We start from the raw sequence: 23,308 nt of genomic DNA on the forward strand, positions 1-23,308 counted from the left end.
TCAACGGGAATGCCATGAGCCAGAGCTCACCGACCAAGCAACCCTGCATTCTCATCGTCGAGGATGATTTCGAGATCGCTCGCCTGCTGGCGGCTACCCTGGCCGATGCCGGCCTGTCGGCGGAAATCGCCGGCGACGGCGTGGAGATGGACGCGCTGCTGCGGCGATCGGCCTTCGACCTGATCGTGCTCGACGTGATGCTGCCGGGCGAGGACGGTCTCAGCCTCTGCCGCCGGCTGCGGGCCGACCTGACCATCCCGATCATCATGCTGACGGCCCAAGGCGAGGAGATCGACCGCATCGTCGGGCTGGAGATCGGCGCCGACGACTACGTCACCAAGCCGTTCAGCGCCCGCGAGGTCACCGCGCGCATCCGGGCGCTGCTGCGCCGTGCATCCTATGCGCCGGCCGAGCGCGACAGCCTCAAGCCGCTGCGCTTCGACGGCTGGACGCTCGACCCGCAGCGCCGGCAGGTGCGCGACCCGAGCGGCGCGCGGGTCGCCATGACCACGGCCGAGTTCGACCTGCTCCTGGTGTTCTGCCGAAATCCCGGAAAGGTGCTTTCGCGGGAGCAATTGCTGGCCAACACCCATGCCGGTCTCGCTGGCCCGATCGACCGCAGCGTCGACGTGCATGTGCGGCGCCTGCGGCAGAAGATCGAGGCGGATCCGAGCGAGCCTGTCTTGCTGAAGACGGTGCGGCTCGGCGGCTACATGTTCACCGCGACGGTGGAGCCGTGACCAAGCTGTGGCGATGGGCGGCCCCCCGCACCGTCCGCGGCCAGATCACCGTGGTCATCGTCATTGCGGTCGTGGCAGTCGTCATCACCGGACGGGGCATCGAGAGCCTGCGGAAAAGCAACTATTTCGGCATCCAGGATTTCGACGTCATCATGGAGCGGGCATCGATGGCGGCGCTCCTGCTGCAAGAGGCGGACCCCGCCGAGCGCCCTCTTATCGTCAGATTATCGGCGGCAGCGACCGATCTGAACCTGACGCTCACCGAGAATGCCGCGCTGACGCCGATGATCGCTGCCTCGCCGCCGGCCGGCTGGCTCGAAACGGTCACCCACTGGCTGTTTCCGCCGGACGTGGAGCTGCCGGCCGGCGGGCGCAGGTTCACCATCGACGGGCGCCCGGCGCTGTCGCTTCCCGTCGAGGACCAAACCGTGCTGCTGGTGCGTGACCTTCCGAGCGCGTTCATAACCGACGACTTCATCAGCCCCCTCAGCTACTACGTCTCCGCCTTCGTGACGCTGATGCTGCTTTTCTCCATCTACGCCGTGCGGGGCGTGACGGCGCCGCTGGCGCGGATCTCTGCGGAGCTCAACCGCTCCAATGGCGTCGGCGAGGACACGGTGTTCGACGAAAGAGGTTCTGAGGAGGTCGTTAGCCTCGCGCGCGCGCTCAACGGCATGCGCACCCGCATCAGGGAAATGGTCGACACGCGCACCCGCATGCTGCGCAGCGTCAGCCATGACCTGCGCACGCCTTTGACCCGGCTGCGACTGCGGACGGAGCGACTGGAGGACTGCGAATTGCGCGAGATGATGATCACCGACATCGACCACATCAACGCGCTGGTCAATGAAACACTGAACTATCTGAGGACGGATGCCTCCGGCGAAGAAGCCGAGCCGACCGATGTCGCCAGCCTGATGCAGACGATCCAGGCGAATTTCGCCGATGTCGGCTTCGCGGTGACCTATGAGGGTCCGGATCGTCTCACCGGCCTCTGCAAGCCGAATGCACTGACCCGAGCGGTGACGAATCTCTGCGACAACGCGCTCAAATTCGGGGGTAGCGCCGCAATCACGCTGGGACGGACCGGCTCGATGATCCGCATCGACGTCGCCGATGACGGGCCGGGCATCGCCGCCAACCAGCGCGCCAGGGTGCTCGAGCCCTTCTTCAAGTTGGACTCCGCACGGGGCACCGGCCGCAGTTCCAGCTTCGGCCTCGGCCTCTCCATCGTCAACGATATCGTGCGTGCCCATGGCGGCCGACTGGAGCTCCACGACAACCATCCCCGCGGTCTGATCGCCCGGATATTGCTGCCCACGCTCTAGTGGCGCCTCGAAGCATGCCGCTCGTCGCTTCCAGAAATATCTCTTCATAAAACGACACTCACGGCGGCCGTCGCAGAGGCTACGGATCTCGCACGAGAACGACATCCATCTTCGTTCCTTTCTCGACGAGACCGCAATGACCGACATAGCGACCACATACCGCGATCTCCACGCACTCCAGTTGCGCCGCAAGACGACGATCTGGATCGTCGTCGGAACACTCGGCCCGCTCCTCGTCCTGACCACCGGATCGGCGCAGCCCGGCAGCCTGTACCGCGAGAGCCTGGAGGCCGCGGGGATCATGCTGATCGTTGCCGGCATTCTCGGCCGGACCTGGTGCACGCTCTATCTCGGCGGCCGCAAGCCGCGCACGCTGGTCGCGGACGGCCCGTACTCGGTCAGCCGAAACCCGCTTTACCTTTTCGCCTTTGTCGCTGCGGCGGGCCTCGGCGCCCAGTCGGGCAGCCTGATCGTGGCCGGTCTCTTCGTCGGCGGCGTGTACGCCATCCTCATGCCGGCGGTCAGGCACGAGGAGATCGCGCTCCGCGCACTCTTCGGAGCCGCGTTCGATGCCTATCGCAGGCACGTGCCACGCTTTCTGCCGCGGCTTTCGCAGTGGCAGGACGCGCCGATCGTGATGATCGACCCGAAACACTATCGGCAGACGGCGCTGGACGGCCTGATCCTGCTCGCTTTCGTCCCGACGTTCTACGCCGCGGAATGGCTCCGAACTCTCGTTCCGGGCCTGCCTGTCCTGCACCTGCCTTGATGCTTCGACGGGCAGGAGAACGCGTTTCGCGGGGTCCCGCCGGCGCCTGATCTTGCCGACAGCGACTTCCGCAACGCACCAACGTTCGACCAATCTCCACTTTCAAGGGGTTAAAAATGAACTTCCGTCTGCGCCTGCTTACTACGACTGCCCTCGTCTCCGTCTCCGCCGCAGCCCTGGCTGCCGATCCGGGGGGGTACGAACCGACAGTTCCGGAAGCACCGTTTGTGCAAGCGCCGGAAGTTGATTCCGGGGTCGACCTGATCTTCGAGATCGGCGTCGGCGGGGAAGTCTCGCCGGAATATGAGGGCTCCGACAAATATTCCCTCTCGCCTTCGCCGATCGTGGGCTTCGGCTACCTCCGCATTCCGGGTCTGCTGGATATCGGCAGCACCGGCCCGGAGGAGGGCGGCCTCTCGATCGGCCCCGCCTTCGAGTACAAGGGCGAGCGCAACGCCGATGATTTCGACGCCCTGGACGGCCTCAACGATGTCGACGCGACCTACGAGGTCGGCATCAGCGTCGGTTACGAATGGGAGTTCGCCGAGATCTACGGCGAGGCGCGCTATGCCTTCGGCGGCGCCGAAGGCGTGGTCGGGGAGTTTGGTGCCAATGCCATCTATCGGCCTACGCCGCAGCTCGAGTTCAAGGCCGGACCATTCGCCACGCTGGCCTCCGAGGATTACACGGAAACCTATTTCGGCGTGACCGCCGCGGAATCGGCGAATACCGGCTTCCGTCTCGACGCCTACGATCCGAAGGGCGGCTTCAAGAGTGTCGGCGTGTCGGGCTCCGCCCGATACGAGTTCCGGGAGGACTGGTTCCTCAATGCCGATGCCTCCTACAGCCGGCTGGTCGGCGATGCCGCGGACTCTCCCATCGTGAAGGCCGGCGACGAGAACCAGTTCACCTTCGGGCTGGGTGTCTCGAAGCGCTTCACGCTCGACCTGTTCTAGGTCGGGCGACGTCGCCTTCGCGTCACCGGTGTCTAACGACGATGTCCGGAAACGGAGTCGACGCTGGAACCAGGGATGATTTCCCGGCGCGCCATAACGTGCAGTATCTCGGCAAGCCATTGCCGAGCCTTGCGTGCGGTCTTGGACCGGTCGATGGGGTGCTTGTCGCGCAGGGCCGAGGTTCCGGCGCGGAGATCGTGGCGCTCGGGCGCGGCCGCCGGCTGATCCCGGCGACGACCCGACCACGGACGCCGAAGCGGCCGTAAAGGCCCTGACGCACTTCCAGGATGGAGAATGGGGCCGCAAGTACGCAGCGATCGGCCAGAGCTGGCGCCGGGCCTGGAGCCAGGTCGCTCCCTTCTTCGCCTTCCACGAGAAGATCCGCAGGATCGTCTGCACCACGAACCAGATCGAGGCGCTGAACTCCAGACTTCCCCGGGCTGTCATAGCCCGCGGCCTTCCCTAGCGACGACGGCTCCATGAAGCTGCTCTTCCTCGTCTTGAACAGGGCCGAGATGGGGTGGACGATCGTACCGTGTGAGGGGGCGATGGGCCAAAGCGCCATACGCCATCCTCTACGGCGAGCGCTTCACGCGTGGACTTGCCTCGGGACAGTGGAGAGCTCTTCTGAAGGAAGGAGCAGCGCTTCATGGGCAGGCCGCACCGCCGGTCCGGACAGCAATTCGAGGCGGAGGCCCTACGTCTGGTCGAGACGAGCGGGCGACCGCTGCGGAGATCACGGACAATCTCTGCGTCGGGCTGTCGACGCTGCGTTGCCGGCAAACGCCGTGAGCGCGTTCTGGAATCGGCACCCCCGGAAGGGCAGGAAGATCTGCCGGCGTAGCTGAAGCAGCTGCGTCGCGAGAACGGGATCCTGGAGCGGGAACGCGAGTTCCTGAAGATGGCCGCTACTTTTCCCCAGGGTGGGAAGTCGATGAGGTTTCGTCTCATCGATGCAGCGAAGAAGCAGTTCCCCGTCCAGCGTTTGTGCAAGGTCCTCGGCGTCAGTGCGACCGGCTATTCCGCCCGGAAAGAGCGTCCGGCCGGCCGGCTACAGCGTGACGGCGTGTTGCTGCTGGCGCATGTTCGCTCGGCCTTTGCCCTATCGAGCAAAACCTCTGACAGCCCGCGCATGGTGCATGGTTTGAGCGGTGTCGGCCTGATGGTGGGCCGCCGGCGCGTCGCCCCGGCTGATGCGCGAGAACGGGATGAAGCCACGGCAGAAGCGGCGCTTCAAGCGGACGACCGACAGTCTGCACGCCTTCCCGATCGCGCCGAACTTCCTGGATCACGACTTCAATGCGACTGGGCCAAACCAGAAAGGACATGTCGGCGCACGGGCTTCGATCTGGCATCCTTTGGCTGTACCCTCAGGATACAGCCAAAGTGATTTCCGTTTGTCCCCACGGCTGAAACGAAACAAGCCGCATTCTCGATCCGGTGCGGCTGGGTCAGACCTTTATGCCGAACAGTTTTTCGGCATTCCGGAACGCGATCTTTTCCTTGGCCTCGCGGGGGAGATCCACTGCCCGGAACCAGTCGGTTCCCTGCTTCATGTCTGCAAACGGGTAATCCGTCGCAAACATCACTCGATCCACACTGATGTACCTGAGCAAGAGATGAAGCAGCTCATCCTGGAAGAATGCGCTGGTCGTGTACCAGAAATTGTCACTGAAGTATTGCCCGATAGGCTTGTCCAGCGAGTCTTCCGTCGACTCGCTCATGTCGCCGACGATACGCTCGTAGTAGAAAGGAAGGCCCTCTCCCATATGGCCGATAATCATCTGCAGATTGGGGAAGCGGTCGAACGTCCCGGTGATGATAAGGCGAAGACATTGGGTAATGACCTCCTGGTGCCACCCATATCCTGAACCGCTGAAAATGTAGTTCTGGAACTCCTGGTCGTAGCCTTGCCGCATGGTCTTGTAGTAAATATCGAACACATCTTTCGGTGGGAAACCTGGATGCAGGTAGATCGGCACATCAAGCGCCTCGGCACGCGCCAGAAGGGGCTCGAAATCGGGATGATCGAGAAATTTGTTGCCAATGAATCCATTGGTCATGGCCCCCACGAAGCCATCTTCCCGGACGGCGCGTTCCAGTTCGTCCGCTGATGCTTCCGGGTCCTGCAGAGGCAAGGTGGCATAGGCCTGGTACCGCCCCGGATAGGCGGCCATCGGGCCATCCGCGATCATCTTGTTGAGACGATAAGCGAAATCTATGCCTTCCTCACCGGGGACATTCTGCACACCAGGCGTATGTGCGGAGAGGATTTGAACATTGATCCCTGCCGCATCCATTGCCCCGATGCGGCCAGGGCCGAGTTCGGCAAGGCCAGTTTCCCTGAGGTATTTGACGTGTTCATCGTTGATGGCGTTCAGCGCGATCAATTCCTCGGTGGTATAGGTTTCTTCCGTGGCAATAAATGGCAGGTCCTGGTCTCGCAACGCGATGACTGAAGTCTGTGTCGCGGCGGCGGCTCGGGAGACAATGGCAGGCGCGGCCAATCCGGCACCAACACCAAGTGCTGCCGCACCCGTCAGAAAGCTGCGGCGTTCCATCGTCAGGCTCGCCAAGGGCTTTTCGATCAGTTTCATGTCAGGTTTTGCTCCGATTTTCCTGTTGTGACGTGTGGGCGCGGCATCCGCCTGGCAAAAACCTCAGCTTGGCCCCTAGAAGCCGAAATAGATCCTGCCGCGCCCGGGAGGTCTGGCGACACATCAGCGAGGCCGCTGATTGTCCTGCAGATCACTGCGAGCGTGGGGCGCGTTTCCAGGCCGATGCGCCCCGGATCGCAAGCGCATGGTCAGCGTCGTTCACGGCCAGTTCCCTTCCAGATTGGATCTGGGGCCACTAGTTCCGATTTTGTCGTTGGGTTGTGTTTTCAATTATTAAGAATTGTTTCGTCGCAATGCGGGCGGAGCGAAGCGACCCGGATGCTCTCTCTGAATTCGCCGCGATCCATGCCGCCTGCAGGCAGGAAATCTACTTAATTTGTGGCCCGAAGCACCAGAAAAATTCTTAACAAGACTTAACAGCCTCCGGTCAGGAAGCCGGGTAGGTCCAGACGGCAGCGCGGCTCGATCACCGAGCAAGCGCTGGCCAATTCCGCCTGGAGTCTTGCATGTATTCTTATCCGAGGCCGTCGCCTGACGCTTATACCCGGCAGTCATCCGTCTCGATCATCGTCCCCACGTTGAACGAGGCGGAGAATATCGACCGCACCTTGCGCGCCATCATCGAGAATATCGATGGGCGCCTCGATTTTGAAATCATCGTCACGGATGGCGGGTCGACCGATGGTACGCGCGAAAGGGTGGCCTGCTGGGAGAAGCATCGACCCGTTCGCCTGCTTGAAAACATTGGCGGCGGCGGGCTGGCCAACGATGTCCGTGCTGCGGCGTTGAGTGCCAGATTTCCGATCGTCGTTGTGCTCGATGCGGATGGAAGCCATCCGGCTTCAGCGATTACTTCCCTCGTGGAGGCCGTAGCTTCAGGCGATTACGACATTGCGATCGGCAGCCGGTACGTCGCCGGTGGTGCAACGGTCGACTGGCCCTTTCAGCGCCAGGCGCTTTCGCGCCTCGGCGCTGCGCTCGCGGCGCCCTTTACCGAGGTCCAGGATCCGCTGTCGGGATTTTTCGCCATACGACGAACGTCTCTCCTGGCTGCGGGCGCGGATGCGGAAGGATTCAAGATCGGGCTGGAGGCGATCGTCGCCGGCGGCGACGGCGTCAGGATATGCGAGGTGCCGATTTCATTTTCCGACAGGGTTCATGGAACGTCGAAAATAGGCGCCAGTCATACGATCGCCTACCTCAACCAACTGCTGCGGTTTTCCAGGGGCACCACCTCGGCGGTGGCCATGCATCGCTTTGCGCTGGTCGGCATGGCCGGGTTCCTCATGGACTTTCTTGTGGTGGCGGCTCTGCAGTCGCTCGGCACCAGCATCGCCGTGGCTCATGTCTCCGGCTTCTGCCTCTCGGCGGCGTTCAATTATTTCGGCCACATGAAATGGTCGTTCCACGATCGTCCTCGGGTGAGATCGCAGCTCCCGCGGTTCATTCTCGTGTCGGCCATGGCCATCGCCTTGCGCGGCGGCTTCATCGCGGCGGCGACCGATCTCGGTCTTCCCTTCTTCGCCGTGGTGATCGCGGGCATCGCGGGCGGAACCGTCGTCAGCTACATCGGCAACGAGTTCTATGTATTCAGGAACGACCGCTTTCTGTCTCCAGCGGCCCGATGGAGACTGGCGGCTCTCGCAATTGCCGTCTACGCCGTGGCGCTGAGGATCGTCTATCAGGGCAGCATCGACCTGATCCCTCAGGAGGCTTACTACTGGAACTATGCCCAGCGTCCCGCAATGGGGTACCTCGACCATCCACCGATGGTGGCGTGGCTGATATGGCTGGGAACATCAATCTTCGGCGACTCCGAATTCGGCGTTCGCATCGTGGCCACGTTTACTTGGCTGACGACCGCCTTCTTCATGTTCAAGCTTACGAAGAATCTCTTCGGACAGACTGCCGCGTTTCTGGCTCTGATGCTGCTGTCGGTTTTCCCGTTCTATTTCCTCATCGGGATCCTGACCACGCCTGATGCACCGCTTACGGCCGCCTGGGCGGGAGCATTGTATTTCCTGGAGCGTGCATTGCGCGCGAAAGATGCAAGGGCCTGGCTTGGCGCCGGGCTGTGTGTGGGCCTCGGCATGCTATCGAAATACACGATTGCGTTGCTGGGCCCTGCAACGCTGGTCTATCTGCTCGTCGATCCGCAGTCTCGACGGTGGCTGCTCACGCCGTGGCCGTACCTCTGCGCCGGCGTCGCGGCGGTCTTGTTCGCGCCGGTGATCTCATGGAACGCGAACCACGACTGGGCTTCCTTTCAATTCCAGGGAAGCAGGCGATGGTTCGAGGACGGCCTTGAATTCTCGGTGCCTGCCCTGGTGCTGTGCATCGCGGCGCTGCTGGGCCCGATCGGGGTCTCCCTTGCCGGACATGCAGCCAGCCGCATGGTCCGGCTCAGGACCAGGACTATTCTGCGGGAAGCCGGCACGTTCGTCATCGTCTTCACGCTGGCGCCGCTCTCGGTCTTCGTCTTCTACAGCCTCTTTCACTCGGTCAAGCTCAACTGGACAGGGCCGGTCTGGCTGGCATTGTTGCCCGCCATGGCCAATGTGGTCGTCAGAGCACTGAAGAAGAGCGATGGCCGCTTCATGGCCTCGTTGCAGATCACAATGGCGGCCAGCATCGTCGCGTTCGCGCTGCTGTTTCACTACCTCGCTCTGGGCCTGCCCTTGATCGGACATAGCGGCGAGTTGCGCGGCTTGCCGGTAGCATGGGAGGAGTTCGGCGCGGAAGCGGAGCGGATCAAGACGAGCATCGAATCCGAAACCGGGCAACCGCCGCTGCTTGTCGGCATGGACCCCTACAACATCGCGAGCGAGCTCGGCTTTTACAGCACAGGGCCGGCCGCGTTGGAAAACGTCACAAGTCAGAACCTTTTCGGCCGCAACGGCCTCATGTTCGACACCTGGTTTTCCAACCGCTCCTTCGACGGACGGGACGTGATCATGGTCGGCGTAGAGAACGCCCATGTTTCCGATGACGAATTGGCCGCGTGGTTCGAGACCATCGGGCCAGTCGAGCGGCAGGCGGTACGAAAGAACGGCGCCGAGGTGGGACGCTTCTTTTACAGGATCGGCTACGGGTTCCGGCGCCCCGATTGATGGCCGCTTCCGTGGCAGCCTGCCCGAAAAGAAACCTATCTGAAGCAGCGCGAAGGCGGATGGATCGTCTCGGACGTAGCCATCTCGATGTTGCCCCGAGTGTTTACCCAGTTGTTGGTCCGCTTCCGGCGGTTCTGGTAGGTTCGTTTGCGGCCGGATTGAACGAAAGGGACAACGTCATCGTCGACCAGCACCATGACGCGCGCCGCCATCGCAACTGATGCAGGTCAATGCCGGGCGCAGGGCCATGCCGGATTTTCTTGGCTTTCGTGGCGACGCACGTATCCGGGGAGGCTGAAATGGCGCGCGAATCCGAGCGAGCGGCAGTCTTCCCTGGCGCAACGGCGGCCCGAACGATCCGCGCCGGCTTGCCGATCCTCCTCGCGTTCTGCGCCGCCATCGCAGGTGCGTCGGTTGCGATCGCGGATCAGCACGATACGCAGCGGTTCAATCGGGGAGCCTGTGCTGCAGCCTATCCTGGATGGGTCCGCGGACTGGTCGATGCCTACAACGAAGCCGCGATACAGGATCCGGAGTTCGTCCTGACGAAGGTTCCCGTTCCGGCAAGCTACAAGGCAACCCCGGCGGAAGAACTGGGCTACAGGGTCGGGCTGATGGCAGGCCACGTGCTGGGCCTGCAGTATGGCGAGGAGCTTGGCCGCGGCGCGCGGACGCCTGATGCCGAGGCGGATTTCGAAAAGATGGCCGACTCCACCAGGAAGCTGGAGCAACACGTGAAGCAATACTGTGGCGACCTCGCTGCGGGCTTGGACTGGGAGACGACCCAGATGGATGAAGCCGGGACCGCGACGGTCGCCAGCCTGCACGAAGCCCAACTCGCCATGCATTTAGCGCTGACGACCAACCAGGAAGCGGCAGGCGCCGAAAGAGCGGCGCGCGGGGTCCGGGAAGCCGAGGCCAAGGGTGAGCACGCCGAGGCCGACGCGTGGCGAGAGGTGGCGCGGACGACCGCCGGCTGGTCGGAGGATTTTGCCAAGATGACCAAAGGCCGGGCGGCGGCGGGTCGTGACGAGGCGCTCCGGGCACTGTCCGATGCGACGGCCGCCGCGGACCGCGCCAGGAAGGCCGTCGAAGACGCCGGCGGCTAGCTGTCCGGAAGGCCATCGACCGCCAGCGCGATTGGGCCGCGGTGTCCACCTCTGGAACGGGCTGGAGGGGCTGGAGCGGAACTACGCGATCGACGCCGTCGCTTCCCCAGCGGCGTGACGCACTTGATGTTCACCCGCGCGCGGCGGTGATCTTCAGGGCCATGCCGTGTGCTGGTTCGCGGGCCGACCAGGCAGACGACGCCGGGCGCCGTCACCGCGGACGGCGGACCGCGATGACCGTGCCGCTGCCGGCGCCGCCGCAGTAGAACCGGTCGGCGCCGTCGGCCTCCAGCCCGGAGACCAGGGTGCCTTCCGGCAGGTCGACGCTTTCCAGCACCGCGCCGGTCGCCCCGTCCAGCCGTCGCAGCTCGCTGCCCTCGTCGTGCCACGCACCGTGCCAGAGTTCGCCGTCGAGCCAGGTGACGCCGGTCACCAGCCGGTCGGATTCCAGGGTGCGAAGGATCGCACCGGTCTCGGGATCGACCTGGTGGATGCGGCGGTCGCGATATTGCCCCACCCACAGCGTGCCTTCGGCCCAGGCGAGCCCGGAATCGCCGCCGCCCGGCGCTGGGATGCTGGCGATGATGCGGCCGTCCACCGGATCGATCCGCTGGATACGGTCGCCGGCGATCTGGAACAGGTGCCGGCCGTCGAACGCCGTCCCCGCATGGGCCGGCACATCGAGCCGGTGCACGATCTCGCCGGTCTCGGGATCGAGCGCACTCAGCCCGTCTCTCGAGGCGAACCACACGTGCCGCCCGTCATAGGTCACGCCGTGCACCGGACCGACGCCGGGGAACGGCCCGTAGCTGCGGATGATGTCGGCCGACGATCGCTTCATCGCGCCATCCTAGTCGCTCGGCAGCGGACCGGGGAGTAACAAGACCGTCGGGAATCCCGGGACACCCGCCGCCGTCCAGCGGCGCGACCGCGCGCGCCCGAAGCACTGTACCTTGCCGGTCCGGGCAAGCGAACCGAGCGCCCGCTGCACCGTGCGCGGGCTGGCACCCAGCGCGATCGCGAGGGCCGAACTCGACCATGCCTCGCCGTCGGCGAGCAGGGCCAGCAGCCGTGCGTGCCTGTCCTCGACCGGTGGTGCCAGCACCGCCACCTCGCGCCCCTCGTGCGGGACCAGAACGTAGCCGTCTGTCGTCGCGCCGACATCGGCGCGTTCCCCGAGCAGGGCGCGCAGCCGGCCGATCTCCACCCGCAGCCGGGCGCGATGCGACTCGTCGACATGTTTAGCGCCGAAGGCGGCGGCGAGCAGGCGCCGGCGCGACGCGTCCGCCGGCCATGCCTCGCCCAGCGCGCGCAGTAGCGCGAAGAGGACCGGCCGCGTCGCGAAGGAAAGCGCCACGCCCTTCAACCGGACTGCCTGGCGGCACGCATCGACGACGAACGCCGCGGAGCCGAGGACGCGCTCGACCTCGTCGAGCCGGAGCGGGCGCTCCTTCCCGCCGCCAACCAGCCGTGCCGCCGGCTCTGCGAGAACCCGGGCGGCGGCCTCGACCTCGGCCGCCAGGGCTGGAATGCGCGCCTCGCGTGCGGCGCGATCGGCGCGCGCCAGCGCAACGCGCGCCGCCGACGTGTCGATCCGCCGGAGGGCGAGGCCGGCGGCGACGAGTTCGCGTCCGGCCCGCAGGGCCGGCTGTAGCAAGGCCGGTTCGAGACCTGCGAGCGTCCGCTCGGCGTCGGCGAGCTGCCCGACCAGCAGCTGGCGCCGCGCCTGCAGGGTGCGGGCATGCGCGGCATTGGCATGGTCGCCCTGCGCTTCGAGCGTCGCGCGTGCCGTCTCGAGCGCGGCGGCCGGAAAGGCGAGGTCGCGCGAGACGAAGGCGATCTCGGCCTCGGCCACGACGCAGCGCGCGCGGGCGACAGCCTGGGCCGGACCGAAGGCGCGGGCCGCGCGCCGCAGCAGCGCGCTCGCCCGCTCGAGATCGCCGAGCTGCGCCATGGCGATGCCGCGCAGCGCCAGCGATGGCGGGTCGTCGCGCAAGGCGACGCGATTGAGGGCGCCGAGCGGATCGCCGGTTGCGAGCGCCCTTGCCGCGACGGCGATCAGCGGGTCCACGGGTTGGCCGTCACATTTGTTACTCCCACCCCTCGCGCCTCCGCTGCCAGTTTGCCGCTGTCAGCGATCGGGGCCGATCCGCGAGAAGCCGCGCTTCATCCCGGAAGCCCCGTGCCATTCGGAGGCAGACCATGAGTAAGACACGCGAGATCGACCGGGAAGACGGGGTGATGCACACGCCGCCCATCGTGCCACGGCAGGCGTGGGAGGCGGCGCGCGAGCGGCTGCTCGTCAAGGAGAAGGCGCATACACGGGCCGGCGACGCGCTCGCCGCGGAGCGGCGGCGGATGCCGTGGATGGAGGTGGAGAAGGACTACCGCTTCGAGGGGCCAGAGGGCACGGGGAGCCTTGCCGACCTGTTCGAGGGTCGGCGCCAGCTGATCGTCTATCGCGCCTTCTTCGAGCCCGGCGTGTTCGGCTGGCCCGACAATGCCTGCCGCGGCTGCTCGTTCGTCGCCGACCAGGTGGCGCATCTGGCGCATCTGCATGCCCGCGACACGACGCTCGCCTACGTTTCCCGGGCGCCCCAGGCCGACATCGCGCGGCTGAAGGCACGGATGGGCTGGACGATGCCCTGGTACACGCTCACCGACAGTTTCGATGCCGATTTCGGCGTCGACCTCTGGCACGGGCACAACGTGTTCATCCGCGCCGGCGAGCGGATCTTCCGGACCTACTTCATCAACGTCCGCGGCGACGAGGCGCTCGGCACCACCTGGCAGTTCCTCGACGCGACGCCGCTCGGCCGGCAGGAAAGCTGGGAGGATTCGCCCGAGGGCTATCCGCAGACGCCGCCCTACACGTGGTGGAACTGGCACGACCGCTACGAGCCGCAGGCTTCGCCCGACCCGGCCTGGGTCGCTGTTTCCGACGCCGGCGTCGCCAGCTTCCGGGCCGAAACCGGCGAGCAGCCATGACCGGTCCGGCGGGCTTGCCCGGTGGCGCGGCGCAGAGCGCGGGACTGCTGGCCGCGTTGCCGTTCGCGGCGTCGCCGACATTCGCGGTGATGGCGCTGCTGGCGGGGTGGGGCGGCGCCCCGCCAGATATCTGCGCATCGGGGGCAGGCGCCTGGCTCGGCGGCATGGTGCCGATGTACCTGCTGATGAGCGCGTTCCATGCAGGGCCGTGGCTGGCGCTGGTCGCAGGCACGGGACACCGCCGGCGGGGACGCAGGCGCCCACGGGCCACCCCCTCCGCCTTCCCGTCCGGGCGCAACGCTTGCGCGATGCGGTCTCGTACCCCGGTCATTGCCATGGCGAAGCATCGCCGTTCCTGATATCGGCCCGACGGTGGTTCACGCCCGGGGGCAGGGGCTCGAGGCATCCGCCCGGGGTCGGGCCGTGAGGCCGCGGACCCGGCGCCCGTGGCGCCGCCGCCAGGAAACGACGAACGGACGGCTCTGATGCGCATCCTCGTCACCGGCAATGCCGGCTTCATCGGCTTCCACGTCGCCCGGCGCCTGCTGGAGCGCGGCGACAGCGTCATCGGCTTCGACGTCGTCAACGACTATTACGACCCGGCGCTGAAGGAGGCCCGGCTCGCCGTGCTGGACGCGACGGCCGCGGATTCGGCGGGGACGTATGACTTCGTCCGGGCCAATCTCGCCGACCGGGCCGCCGTCGACGCCTGCTTTGCGGCGCACCGGCCGGACCGGGTGATCCACCTCGCGGCCCAGGCCGGCGTGCGCTACTCGCTGGAAAACCCGCACGCCTATGTCGAGAGCAACATCGTTGCCTTCACCAATGTGCTGGAGGCCTGCCGGCATGCCGGTGTGGCGCATCTGACCTATGCCAGCACTTCCAGCGTCTACGGCGCCAATACCGCCATGCCGTTCTCCGAGCATCGGCCGGCCGACCATCCGCTGCAGTTCTACGCCGCGACGAAGCGCGCCAACGAGCTGATGGCGCACGCCTACAGTCACCTCTACCGCCTGCCGACCACCGGCCTGCGCTTCTTCACGGTCTACGGCCCGTGGGGCCGACCGGACATGGCGCTGTTCCTGTTCACCCGGAAGATTCTCGCCAACGAGCCGATCCCGCTGTTCAACAACGGCAACCACACGCGCGACTTCACCTTCATCGACGACGTCGTCGAGGGCGTCATCCGGGCGAGCGACGATACCGCCAGACCTGATCCCAATTGGGACTCTGGCGATCCGGACCCGGCGACCAGCAACGCCCCGTTCCGGCTGTTCAACATCGGCAACAGTTCACCGGTGAAGCTCGCCCGCTACGTCGAGGCGCTGGAGGCCGCGCTCGGCCGAAAGGCCAGGCGCGAACTGCTGCCGCTGCAGCCGGGCGACCTGCACGACACGTTCGCCGACATCGGCGAACTGGAGCGCGCGGTGGGGTACAGGCCGACGACCTCGGTCGCCGAGGGCGTCAGGGCCTTCGTCGCGTGGTATCGCGCGTACTACCCGGACGTGCCCGCCTGAGCCAGGCGAACCCGGGCGTCCGCGGCCGCCGGCTTCGGGACGCAGCCGCGGCGTCCGTGTTCTCAGCCGCAGCGGACCTGCGTGACGCGGTTCTCGTCGTTGGTGTCCAGCGTCAGCCGGGTCCCCACGTACTCCTGGGTCACGGGCTGGTTCGGAAACAGGATCCGCACCTCGGCCGCGCCGGTCATCGCCTTGGCCTGCTCGGTGGTCTGGAGATTGGCGATCTGACCGACGAGCGGACGTGCGGCAGCCGCGTTGCAGGCGCCGTCCATCGGGCCGCCGGGCGCGATGCCGCCGATCGGCGCGCCGGCCACGGGGCCGCCGAGACCCGGCGCAGGCGGCGGCGCGTCGCGCTCGCTGGAGGTGCAGCCGGCGAGGACGATCAACGCCGCCGTCACGAGGGCCGGGCTCAGGGTCCGCTTCATTCAATTTCCTTTGGTCTGGCTCGTTCGCGTCGGCGGTTCAGCGACCGCCGGGGATGGCCAAGACTAGTGCACATGTTGGTGAAGGCCAAGGAAACCCGCCGGGACGGCACTTTGCGGGGGGTCGGCGGCGACTATCTTGGCTGCCGGAAAGCGGTGACGCCGTCGCCGCCAGCATCTGACCGGAGGCCTCTCATGAAAACCATCCTCGCCGCCTGCGCGGCTGCGGCCGGCGCGCTGGTCCTGCCGGTCCCGGCAAGCGCCCAGGACGCCGAATGCGGCACCGTGAGCATCGCCTCGATGAACTGGGCCTCGGCGGAGGTCATGGCCGCGATCGACCAGTTCATCCTCGAGAACGGCTATGGCTGCGACGCCGTGCTGGTGCCGGGCGACACGATGCCGACCTTCACCTCGATGACCGAGAAGGCCGAGCCGGACGTCGCGCCGGAAATGTTCGTCAACCAGTTCCGCGAGCAGATCGACGCCGCCGTGGCGGACAACCGCATCGTCTACGCGGCGAAGGTGCTGGAGGACGGCAGCGAGGAGGGCTTCTGGATCCCGCAATATCTCGCCGATGCGCATCCCGAGATCCAGAAGGTCTCCGACGCGCTGGAACATCCGGAGTTGTTCCCCTCGCCGGAGGACCCCACGAAGGGCGCCGTCTACAACTGCCCGGCGGGCTGGGGTTGCCAGATCATGGTCGGCAATCTCTTCAAGGCCTACGGGGCCGCCGACAAGGGGTTTTCCCTCGTCGACACGGGCTCCTCCGCCGGTCTCGACGGGTCCATCGCCAAGGCATTTTCCGACAAGGCGGGATGGCTCGGCTACTACTGGTCGCCGACGCCGATCATCGGGCGCTATCCGATGAAGAAGCTCGAATGGGACGTGCCCTTCGACGAGGCGGAATGGAAGTCCTGCACCACCCAGCCGGATTGCGCGGCGCCGAAGATCAACGCCTGGACCCCGGCCGAGGTCTACACGCTCGTGACCAAGGAACTGGCGGATACCGCGCCGCAGGCCGCGGCCTATCTCGACCGCCGCGCCTGGGGCAACGACACGGTCAACAAGCTGCTGGCGTGGAAGGACGAGAACCAGGCGACCGGCGAGGACACGGCCCTGTATTTCCTCGATACCGAGCCGGAGGTCTGGAAGGCCTGGGTCGCACCGGAAGTGGCCGAAAAGGTCAAGGCCGCACTCTGAGCTGAGGCATTCGCGGGCAGATGGCGCGCGCTGTCAGAGCGCGCGCCTGAACCCGACATGACTGCGCTCGAAGCCGAGCCGGTCGTAGAAGCGATGCGCGGCCTCGCGCTTGACGTTCGAGGTCAGTGTCATCGCATCCGCGCCGTGCGCGCGGCCCTCCTCCATCGCCCGCAGCACCATCGCCTCGCCGATCCGCTGTCCGCGCATCGCCGGATGGACCTGCACCGCCTCGAGGATGCAGCGGGTCGCGGCCCGGTAGGGCAGGCTGCGGGCGATGATGATCTGGAACGTGCCGACGACGCGGCCCTCCACTTCCGCCACGAACAGGAACTCGTTGGCGCTCGCCGCGATGCGATCGAACTGCGCCTCGTAGAGCGGCAGGTCCGCCGCTGCGCCGGTGTCGACGGCGCCGCCGATGTCGTCGGCCGCCAGAAGCGCGACGATCGCCGGCACGTCGTCGCGCCGTGCCGGCCGGATGGTGGCGGTCACCATGCGAGGGAGAGGACGCCGGCGATCAGCGCGCCAGCGCCGGCGCCGCCGAGTGCCAGGAAGGAAAGGACGGTGCCTGCGAAGCGCTGCCACGACGGCGCCTTTGCTGCCACGAAATGCAGTGCGTGGATGAACCGGCCGGCGATGAGCAGCACGCCGAGAAGGTGGATGAGCAGCACCGGCGCCCCCGCCAGCGCCAGGAGCAGCATCGCGATCAGCGTCGGCGGGATGAACTCCAGCGCGTTGGCATGGCCGCGCATTATGCGGATCATCCGCGGATTGCCGCCGTCGCCCATGTACACCTTCTCGGCCTGGCGGACGCGGCCGGTCTGTACGCCCAGCCAGATCAGGATCAGGATGGCGAGACCGGCATAGATCGCCACCGCGCCGATCGCCGCTTGCATCGTCTCCGTCATGCCCATTCCTCGCTCCATCGCACCCGTGCCGTATCGGCCATGCCATACAGAATCCCGGCCGGAAGTCGATCCGCCGCGGCCGATGGCGGCACGACAATGCCGCGGATTTTGCTATCATCGCCGCATCGGACCTGCGGGCGCGAAGAGGGGACTGTCATGCTGATCCTAGTCTTGGGGATGATCATCTTCCTCGGGATACATTCGGTCCGGATCTTCGCCGAATCCGCCCGCGACCGCATGATCGACCGCCTCGGAGAGAGCCGATACAAGAGCGCCTATTCGGCGCTGTCGCTGGTCGGCATCCTGCTGGTGGGCTACGGCTACGGCCAGGCGAAGCTCGGCGCCATGCCGCTGTGGGACCCGCCTGGGGGCCTCCGGCATCTGGCGCTGATCCTCGTTCCGCTCGGCTTCGTGCTGGTAGCGGCCGCCTACGCGCCGACCGGCCACATCAAGGCGGCCGTCCGTCACCCGATGGTGCTGGGCATCGCGCTGTGGGCGCTCGGCCACCTGCTCGCCAACGGCACCGCACCCGATCTCGTCCTGTTCGGCGGCTTCCTGGCCTGGGCGGTCATCGACTACATCAACGCGCTCGGGCGCACCGGCGCGGCCGCACGGCCCGTTGCGAACTCCTATCGCGGCGACATCGCGGCCGTCGTCATCGGCCTGGTCCTGGCCGCGATATTCATCGGCGGATTGCACCGCTGGCTGTTCGGGGTGGCGCCGATCGGCTGACGGCGGGCGCCGCAACCCTTTCATAGCCGCGAAAAATCGTTAGAAGACGCCCATGACGTGCAGGCGTCCGCCGATAACGGCGGAGCGCCCACGCAGCCTTATCGCAAAGAGTGGGTGGATGAGCGACGACAGTTTTATTCGGGAAGTCAACGAGGAACTGCGCCAGGACAAGGTCAAGGAAGCCTGGACGAAGTTCGGTCGCTGGCTGCTGATCGGCGTGGTGATCCTGCTCGTCGCGACCGCCGCCTATGTCGGCTGGGACCGCTACCAGGCGGCCCAGGCCGACGCCTCCGGCGACCGTTATCTCGTGGCGCTCGATCTCGCGGCCGCCGGCAAGCCCGACGAAGCGGTTGCCGCGCTCGAGGCGCTGGCCGAGGACGGGCATGGCGCCTATCCGGAGCTTGCCCGCATGCGCATCGGCTCGGTTCGCGCGGCGCAGGGGCAGCCCGAGCAGGCCGTCGCCGCCTTCGACGCCGTCGCCGCCGACTCCGACGCACCGGCGCCGCTGCGCGACATGGCGGCGGTCCGCGCGGCCTATATCCTGGTCGACAGCGGCACGGTGGACGACGTGCGCTCGCGGGTCGAGCGGCTGACCGGCGACAGCGAGCCGCTGCGCTTCCCGGCCCGCGAGGCGATCGCCCTGGCAGCCTGGAAGGCGGGCGACACGGAGACCGCGTCCGGCCTGTTCCAGCAGCTCGTCGACGATACCGGCGCGTCGAACGGCATTTCGGCGCGCGCCCGGCTGATGCTCGACGTGATCGCCGGGGGCGCGCCGGCGGCCGAAGGGGCGGCCCCGGCTGCACCGCAAGCGGCGCCGGCAGAATCGCCGACGGCGACGGAAGCGCCCGCGGCGCCCGCGACGCCGGCTGCGCCGGTGGAACCCGCCGAAGGCGCGAGCGCCGCGCCGGAGGCTGTCCCCGCGGCGCCAGCCGCCGGTGACGTCGCCCTGCCGACGACGGGCCTCGGATTCGACGGCGCGGGTGTGCTACCATCAGACACCGCCCCGACCAGTCCGGACGCGGCTCCCGCAAGCAACGGGCCGGCAGCGCCGGTCTCCGACATTCCGCCGGCCTTGCCAGAGCCGGCGGCGCCGGCCGGCGCGCCGCTGGCGCCGCAGGGCGGCGCGAACTAGAATTTTTCCGGCGCGGGCTTCACGGCCCGCCGCCCCATCGCTCCGGAGGAGCGCGGAGACCTCAATGGTCACCATTGCCATCATCGGCCGACCCAATGTCGGCAAGTCGACGCTGTTCAACCGCCTGGTCGGCAAGCGCCTCGCGCTGGTCGACGACCGGCCGGGGGTGACCCGCGACCGCCGCTCGGGCGAGGCCTCGCTGATGGATCTCGAGTTCGAGATCATCGACACGGCGGGCCTCGAGATCACCGGTGCGGAGACGCTGGAAGGGCGGATGCGCGCCCAGACCGAGATCGCCATCGCCGCGGCCGACCTCGTGCTGTTCCTGGTCGACGTGAAGGTCGGCCTGACGCCGCAGGATCTCGATTTCGCCGAACTCTGCCGGCGCACGGCCCGCAAGGTCATTCTCGTCGCCAACAAGGCCGAGGCGCGCGGTGCCGAGTCCGGCGTCCTGGACGCCTATTCGCTCGGGCTCGGCGAGCCGATCGGCATCTCCGCCGAGCACGGCATGGGCATGGGCGAGCTGCGCGACGCGATCGTCGAGGCGCTCGGCGAGGAAGCCTTTGCCGACCCGCTGGCCGAGGACGAGCCGGAATGGTGGGAAGAGGAAACGTTCGAGCCGGTGGCCGAAGGGGAGGACGGCGAGGAGCCCGAGCCGCCGCCCTACGACGACACCAAGCCGCTGCGGATCGCCATCGTTGGGCGCCCGAATGCCGGCAAGTCGACGCTGATCAACCGCTTCCTCGGCGAGGACCGGATGCTGACCGGCCCGGAAGCCGGGATCACCCGCGACTCGATTTCGGTCGAGTGGGACTGGCGCGGCCGCAAGATCCGGATGTTCGATACGGCGGGCCTGCGCCGCAAGGCGCGGATCCAGGAAAAGCTCGAGAAGCTGTCGGTGGCCGACGCGCTGCGGGCGATCAAATACGCCGAGATCGTCGTCATCGTCTTCGACGTCACCATCCCGTTCGAGCGCCAGGACATGTCGATCGTCGACCTGATCGTGCGCGAGGGACGTGCCCCGGTGATCGCCTTCAACAAGTGGGACCTGATCGAGGATCGCCAGCCGGTGCTCGCGGAACTGCGGGAGAAGACCGACCGGCTGCTGCCGCAGGCGCGCGGCGTCAAGGCGGTCACCGTTTCGGGCGAGACCGGCGAGGGGATCGACCGGCTGATGAAGGCGATCGTCGAGACCCACGAGGTCTGGAACCGCCGAATCTCCACCGCGAAGCTCAACCAATGGCTGAGCCGGACCATCGGCCACCATCCGCCACCGGCGGTCGCGGGGCGCCGGGTTAACATCAAGTATATGACGCAGGTCAAGAGCCGGCCACCGACCTTCATGATTTCAACCTCGCGGCCGGAAGCCTTGGGGACATCCTATACGCGCTATCTAATCAACGGGTTACGGGAGAGCTTCGGGCTTTTCGGGGTGCCGATCCGGCTCGGATTGCGCAAAACCGACAATCCCTTTGCACCGAAACGCAAGCGTCCGTCTTGAAATCACCACGTTCTGTTAACCAAGAACTAAGGTTAATGGGGAATGTTCAACGACAGCCGTTGAACGAAATGCCAGAAGCGATGGGGACATGAATGGGGGATGAGGGGCTGCAGGCCGCACCGCGCGTACAGGTTCGGACATTCAAGCGTGCGCTTCGCGCCGCCGTCCTGTGTGCCGGCACTGCAGTGATCGTCACCGTCTCCACCGGCAGCACCGCCTACCAGGACATGACCAGCGCTCTCAGCGGCGTCAAACAGGCTAACCGCTGGCAGGCCTATTTCGTTCCATCCCCCGCCGGCTCGATCGAGGCCGCCGAGATCGCCTTCGCCGGCCAGCCGGTCGGCCAGCTTCCGGAAGGCGCCGGGGTGCGCGCCGGCGACGGCGCGCTGTTCACGCTCGATGCGCCGGGCAAGGCCTTCGCGGCGCCCGACGAGAGCCGGGTGCGACGGGCCGAGAAGGGGGCGCGCGTCATCTCCCTCGCGCCGGCCGAGACGCTGCCGCCGCGCGGCTTCTCCGCCGGCTCGATCATGGAGCGTCAGAGCCTGCTCGGACCGCGCGTCATCGGACCCGCCGAGCGCGTGCGCCTCGCCTTCTCCAAGATCACCCAGACCACCCAGGAAGCGGTGACGGTCGCCAGGAACTTCCAGCTCAAGGGGCCGCCGAAGATCCTCGACGACGCGGTGATGCTGGCATCGCTGAAGCCCTCGACCGATGATACCGGAGCCCTCGGCTACGCACCGGCGGGCCGCACGGCGTCACTGTTCGAGAACATCCTCAAGGACCAGCCGGAAGCCTTCATCCCGCCGATCGGCGACAAGGATCATGCCTGGGCGGCGACGCCCCTGGCGGCCAGCGCGTTCAGCGCCAAGGAACAGAACTGCCTCGCCAACGGCATCTATTTCGAGGCGCGCGGGGAATCCGCCACCGGACAGGCAGCCGTCGCGCAGGTCATCCTCAACCGCGTCCGCAATCCGGCCTTCCCGAAGACGATCTGCGGCGTCGTCTACCAGAACAAGAACTGGCGCAACCGCTGCCAGTTCTCCTTCGCCTGCGATGGCAACCGTGAGCGTGTCGGCGACCGCAGCGCCTGGGCGCGGGCCAAGCAGGTGGCCGAGAAGGTCACCAAGGGCGAGATCTGGCTGAGCGAGGTGGGCTCCGCCACCCACTACCATGCGACCTACGTCCATCCGCGCTGGGCGAGCGCCATGGAGCGTGTCGACAAGATCGGCAAGCACGTCTTCTACCGGACCTTCAACGGCGGCTGGTAAACGCCGGGCGGCAAGCCAGGCGCATCCGTCGGGCGGCCGGCGCACCGACGCCGGAAGCCGAGAAAAGGTTTTCGCTCCGTCCGCGCATGCTGTAGAGCCGGCCATTCCCTCCCGCATGCAAACGGTCGGAACCATGGCTCAGAACACCAAGCGTCTCCTCGAAATCCTCACCGCCCAGCCGGTCGTGCCCGTCGTCGCGGTAGAGACCGCCGCAGAGGGCGTCGCGCTGGCCCGCGCGCTCGTTGCCGGCGGCATCCGCTCGATCGAGGTGACCCTGCGCACCCCGGCAGCGCTGGATGCGATCCGCGCCATCGCCGAGACGGTGCCGGAGGCGATCTGCGGCGCCGGCACCGTGCTCACGCCGAAGCAGCTCGACCATGCGGAAGCGGCGGGCGCCAAGTTCATCGTTTCCCCCGGCGCCACCATGGACCTGCTCGACGCGGCGCGTTCGTCGGCCGTGCCGCTGCTGCCCGGTTCGGCGACGGCGAGCGAGCTGATGGCAATGATCGAGGAAGGCTACGAGATCCTGAAGTTCTTTCCGGCGCAGCAGATCGGCGGCGCGGCGTTCCTGCGCTCGATCGCACCGGTCTTCCCGTCGCTGCGCTTCTGCCCGACCGGCGGCATCTCCACCGACAATGTGCGCGACTATCTGAGCCTGCCCAACGTCATCTGCGTCGGCGGCTCCTGGCTGGCGCCGAAAGCCGCGGTCGCGGCCGGCGACTGGGATACGGTCACCCGCCTGGCCCGCGAAGCAGCCGCGCTGGCCGCCTGAGGTGGGCCGGGCCGGACGGCTGGGGACGGCGGCAGGCGTCACCGCCAGGCGCCCCGCTGTGCCTCGAATTCCGCTTGCGCCGGTTCATTCGCGCGGTTAGGTTCCGGCCAATGCGGGCGTAGTTCAGCGGTAGAACGCAAGCTTCCCAAGCTTGATGTCGTGGGTTCGATCCCCATCGCCCGCTCCAGGCATTCCTCTCTGCAATTGGCCCGGACGCGGCCTTCGACCCTCCGTCTGCGCG

At 66.8% G+C, this 23,308-nt stretch carries 21 protein-coding genes, 1 tRNA gene and 2 pseudogenes; 18 read left to right on the forward strand and 6 right to left on the reverse strand.

Annotated elements, in window-relative coordinates; genetic code table 11:
• The first annotated feature begins 14 nt into the window (after window positions 1-14).
• From LXB15_RS03195 to LXB15_RS03220, 6 genes and pseudogenes are all read left to right on the forward strand, one after another.
• Window positions 15-740: a response regulator transcription factor gene (locus tag LXB15_RS03195; RefSeq protein ID WP_233950843.1), complete on the forward strand. Its 726-nt coding sequence runs from the start codon at window positions 15-17 to the stop codon at window positions 738-740.
• 167 nt (window positions 741-907) lie between these two features.
• Entirely contained in the window at window positions 908-2,068 is a 1,161-nt protein-coding gene (locus tag LXB15_RS03200) for an ATP-binding protein (RefSeq protein WP_233950844.1), read from the forward strand.
• Window positions 2,069-2,249: 181 nt separating this feature from the next.
• Window positions 2,250-2,837 (forward strand): isoprenylcysteine carboxylmethyltransferase family protein, encoded by a 588-nt coding sequence (locus LXB15_RS03205; RefSeq protein WP_233950845.1) that lies wholly within the window; start codon window positions 2,250-2,252, stop codon window positions 2,835-2,837.
• Window positions 2,838-3,064: 227 nt separating this feature from the next.
• Entirely contained in the window at window positions 3,065-3,793 is a 729-nt protein-coding gene (locus LXB15_RS03210; protein WP_233950846.1) for a MipA/OmpV family protein, read from the forward strand.
• A 247-nt stretch (window positions 3,794-4,040) separates the two neighbouring features.
• Window positions 4,041-4,402, forward strand: a pseudogene (locus LXB15_RS03215) (transposase); the annotation flags it as partial.
• Window positions 4,403-4,442: 40 nt separating this feature from the next.
• Window positions 4,443-5,115, forward strand: a pseudogene (locus tag LXB15_RS03220) (IS3 family transposase); the annotation flags it as partial.
• Window positions 5,116-5,244: 129 nt separating this feature from the next.
• Here the strand turns inward: LXB15_RS03220 and LXB15_RS03225 are convergent.
• Window positions 5,245-6,390, reverse strand: coding sequence for an amidohydrolase family protein (locus LXB15_RS03225; RefSeq protein ID WP_233950847.1), 1,146 nt, complete (start codon window positions 6,388-6,390; stop codon window positions 5,245-5,247).
• Between the two features lie 527 nt (window positions 6,391-6,917).
• Here LXB15_RS03225 and LXB15_RS03230 point away from each other — a divergent pair.
• On the forward strand, window positions 6,918-9,521 hold the full coding sequence (locus LXB15_RS03230) for a glycosyltransferase family 39 protein (RefSeq protein ID WP_233950848.1): 2,604 nt from the start codon (window positions 6,918-6,920) through the stop codon (window positions 9,519-9,521).
• A gap of 299 nt (window positions 9,522-9,820) precedes the next feature.
• Complete coding sequence (locus LXB15_RS03235) at window positions 9,821-10,630, forward strand: hypothetical protein (protein WP_233950849.1); 810 nt, start codon at window positions 9,821-9,823, stop codon at window positions 10,628-10,630.
• Window positions 10,631-10,841: 211 nt separating this feature from the next.
• On the opposite strand, the gene LXB15_RS03240 is transcribed toward LXB15_RS03235, so the two are convergent.
• The gene (locus LXB15_RS03240) at window positions 10,842-11,471 is read right to left on the reverse strand and encodes a PQQ-like beta-propeller repeat protein (protein WP_233950850.1); all 630 of its coding nucleotides are present in this window, start codon (window positions 11,469-11,471) and stop codon (window positions 10,842-10,844) included.
• Window positions 11,472-11,480: 9 nt separating this feature from the next.
• On the reverse strand, window positions 11,481-12,701 hold the full coding sequence (locus tag LXB15_RS03245; protein WP_233950851.1) for a helix-turn-helix domain-containing protein: 1,221 nt from the start codon (window positions 12,699-12,701) through the stop codon (window positions 11,481-11,483).
• Between the two features lie 131 nt (window positions 12,702-12,832).
• Between LXB15_RS03245 and LXB15_RS03250 the strand changes: the two genes are divergently transcribed.
• The 3 genes from LXB15_RS03250 to LXB15_RS03260 all read left to right on the forward strand — a co-directional run bounded on the left by LXB15_RS03250 (window position 12,833) and on the right by LXB15_RS03260 (window position 15,135).
• Complete coding sequence (locus LXB15_RS03250) at window positions 12,833-13,618, forward strand: DUF899 domain-containing protein (RefSeq protein WP_233950852.1); 786 nt, start codon at window positions 12,833-12,835, stop codon at window positions 13,616-13,618.
• Complete coding sequence (locus LXB15_RS21075) at window positions 13,615-13,977, forward strand: hypothetical protein (RefSeq protein ID WP_370640165.1); 363 nt, start codon at window positions 13,615-13,617, stop codon at window positions 13,975-13,977. The genes LXB15_RS03250 and LXB15_RS21075 overlap by 4 nt, the downstream gene beginning before the upstream one ends.
• 126 nt (window positions 13,978-14,103) lie before the next feature.
• Window positions 14,104-15,135, forward strand: a complete 1,032-nt coding sequence (locus LXB15_RS03260; protein WP_233950853.1) for an NAD-dependent epimerase — start codon at window positions 14,104-14,106, stop codon at window positions 15,133-15,135.
• Between the two features lie 62 nt (window positions 15,136-15,197).
• Here the strand turns inward: LXB15_RS03260 and LXB15_RS03265 are convergent, their stop codons facing one another.
• Window positions 15,198-15,560: an I78 family peptidase inhibitor gene (locus LXB15_RS03265; RefSeq protein WP_233950854.1), complete on the reverse strand. Its 363-nt coding sequence runs from the start codon at window positions 15,558-15,560 to the stop codon at window positions 15,198-15,200.
• 192 nt (window positions 15,561-15,752) lie between these two features.
• Here LXB15_RS03265 and LXB15_RS03270 point away from each other — a divergent pair, with 192 nt between their 5' ends.
• Complete coding sequence (locus tag LXB15_RS03270; RefSeq protein WP_233950855.1) at window positions 15,753-16,757, forward strand: glycine betaine ABC transporter substrate-binding protein; 1,005 nt, start codon at window positions 15,753-15,755, stop codon at window positions 16,755-16,757.
• A gap of 33 nt (window positions 16,758-16,790) precedes the next feature.
• On the opposite strand, the gene LXB15_RS03275 is transcribed toward LXB15_RS03270, so the two are convergent.
• Both LXB15_RS03275 and LXB15_RS03280 read right to left on the reverse strand, forming a co-directional pair.
• Window positions 16,791-17,249 carry a GNAT family N-acetyltransferase gene (locus LXB15_RS03275; RefSeq protein WP_233950856.1) on the reverse strand — a complete coding sequence of 153 codons (459 nt, stop codon included), beginning with the start codon at window positions 17,247-17,249 and terminating at the stop codon, window positions 16,791-16,793.
• Window positions 17,243-17,662: an MAPEG family protein gene (locus LXB15_RS03280; RefSeq protein WP_233950857.1), complete on the reverse strand. Its 420-nt coding sequence runs from the start codon at window positions 17,660-17,662 to the stop codon at window positions 17,243-17,245. Before LXB15_RS03280 ends, LXB15_RS03275 begins: the two co-directional genes overlap by 7 nt.
• A 156-nt stretch (window positions 17,663-17,818) precedes the next feature.
• On the opposite strand from LXB15_RS03280, the gene LXB15_RS03285 reads away from it, so the two are divergent.
• From LXB15_RS03285 to LXB15_RS03310, 6 genes are all read left to right on the forward strand, one after another.
• On the forward strand, window positions 17,819-18,394 hold the full coding sequence (locus tag LXB15_RS03285) for an NnrU family protein (protein ID WP_233950858.1): 576 nt from the start codon (window positions 17,819-17,821) through the stop codon (window positions 18,392-18,394).
• A 118-nt stretch (window positions 18,395-18,512) separates the two neighbouring features.
• Complete coding sequence (locus LXB15_RS21080) at window positions 18,513-19,526, forward strand: tetratricopeptide repeat protein (RefSeq protein ID WP_370640166.1); 1,014 nt, start codon at window positions 18,513-18,515, stop codon at window positions 19,524-19,526.
• A gap of 64 nt (window positions 19,527-19,590) precedes the next feature.
• Window positions 19,591-21,027, forward strand: a complete 1,437-nt coding sequence (gene der / locus LXB15_RS03295) for a ribosome biogenesis GTPase Der (RefSeq protein WP_233950859.1) — start codon at window positions 19,591-19,593, stop codon at window positions 21,025-21,027.
• Window positions 21,028-21,212: 185 nt separating this feature from the next.
• The gene (locus tag LXB15_RS03300; protein WP_233950860.1) at window positions 21,213-22,295 is read left to right on the forward strand and encodes a cell wall hydrolase; all 1,083 of its coding nucleotides are present in this window, start codon (window positions 21,213-21,215) and stop codon (window positions 22,293-22,295) included.
• A 133-nt stretch (window positions 22,296-22,428) separates the two neighbouring features.
• Window positions 22,429-23,067, forward strand: coding sequence for a bifunctional 4-hydroxy-2-oxoglutarate aldolase/2-dehydro-3-deoxy-phosphogluconate aldolase (eda, locus tag LXB15_RS03305; RefSeq protein ID WP_233950861.1), 639 nt, complete (start codon window positions 22,429-22,431; stop codon window positions 23,065-23,067).
• A gap of 112 nt (window positions 23,068-23,179) precedes the next feature.
• Window positions 23,180-23,254 (forward strand) — tRNA-Gly (locus LXB15_RS03310).
• The last annotated feature ends 54 nt before the right edge of the window (window positions 23,255-23,308 follow it).

Source organism: Aurantimonas sp. HBX-1 (assembly GCF_021391535.1).
Lineage (GTDB): Bacteria > Pseudomonadota > Alphaproteobacteria > Rhizobiales > Rhizobiaceae > Aurantimonas.

Bases quoted from the DNA above. Each gene is read 5' to 3' on its own strand.
- LXB15_RS03195 (WP_233950843.1), top strand. From the start codon at position 15: ATGAGCCAGAGCTCACCGACCAAGCAACCCTGCATTCTCATCGTCGAG.
- LXB15_RS03200 (WP_233950844.1), top strand. From the start codon at position 908: ATGGCGGCGCTCCTGCTGCAAGAGGCGGACCCCGCCGAGCGCCCTCTT.
- LXB15_RS03225 (WP_233950847.1), bottom strand. From the start codon at position 6,390: ATGAAACTGATCGAAAAGCCCTTGGCGAGCCTGACGATGGAACGCCGC.
- LXB15_RS03230 (WP_233950848.1), top strand. From the start codon at position 6,918: ATGTATTCTTATCCGAGGCCGTCGCCTGACGCTTATACCCGGCAGTCA.
- LXB15_RS03235 (WP_233950849.1), top strand. From the start codon at position 9,821: ATGGCGCGCGAATCCGAGCGAGCGGCAGTCTTCCCTGGCGCAACGGCG.
- LXB15_RS03240 (WP_233950850.1), bottom strand. From the start codon at position 11,471: ATGAAGCGATCGTCGGCCGACATCATCCGCAGCTACGGGCCGTTCCCC.
- LXB15_RS03250 (WP_233950852.1), top strand. From the start codon at position 12,833: ATGAGTAAGACACGCGAGATCGACCGGGAAGACGGGGTGATGCACACG.
- LXB15_RS21075 (WP_370640165.1), top strand. From the start codon at position 13,615: ATGACCGGTCCGGCGGGCTTGCCCGGTGGCGCGGCGCAGAGCGCGGGA.
- LXB15_RS03260 (WP_233950853.1), top strand. From the start codon at position 14,104: ATGCGCATCCTCGTCACCGGCAATGCCGGCTTCATCGGCTTCCACGTC.
- LXB15_RS03265 (WP_233950854.1), bottom strand. From the start codon at position 15,560: ATGAAGCGGACCCTGAGCCCGGCCCTCGTGACGGCGGCGTTGATCGTC.
- LXB15_RS03270 (WP_233950855.1), top strand. From the start codon at position 15,753: ATGAAAACCATCCTCGCCGCCTGCGCGGCTGCGGCCGGCGCGCTGGTC.
- LXB15_RS03275 (WP_233950856.1), bottom strand. From the start codon at position 17,249: ATGGTGACCGCCACCATCCGGCCGGCACGGCGCGACGACGTGCCGGCG.
- LXB15_RS03280 (WP_233950857.1), bottom strand. From the start codon at position 17,662: ATGACGGAGACGATGCAAGCGGCGATCGGCGCGGTGGCGATCTATGCC.
- LXB15_RS03285 (WP_233950858.1), top strand. From the start codon at position 17,819: ATGCTGATCCTAGTCTTGGGGATGATCATCTTCCTCGGGATACATTCG.
- LXB15_RS21080 (WP_370640166.1), top strand. From the start codon at position 18,513: ATGAGCGACGACAGTTTTATTCGGGAAGTCAACGAGGAACTGCGCCAG.
- der (WP_233950859.1), top strand. From the start codon at position 19,591: ATGGTCACCATTGCCATCATCGGCCGACCCAATGTCGGCAAGTCGACG.
- eda (WP_233950861.1), top strand. From the start codon at position 22,429: ATGGCTCAGAACACCAAGCGTCTCCTCGAAATCCTCACCGCCCAGCCG.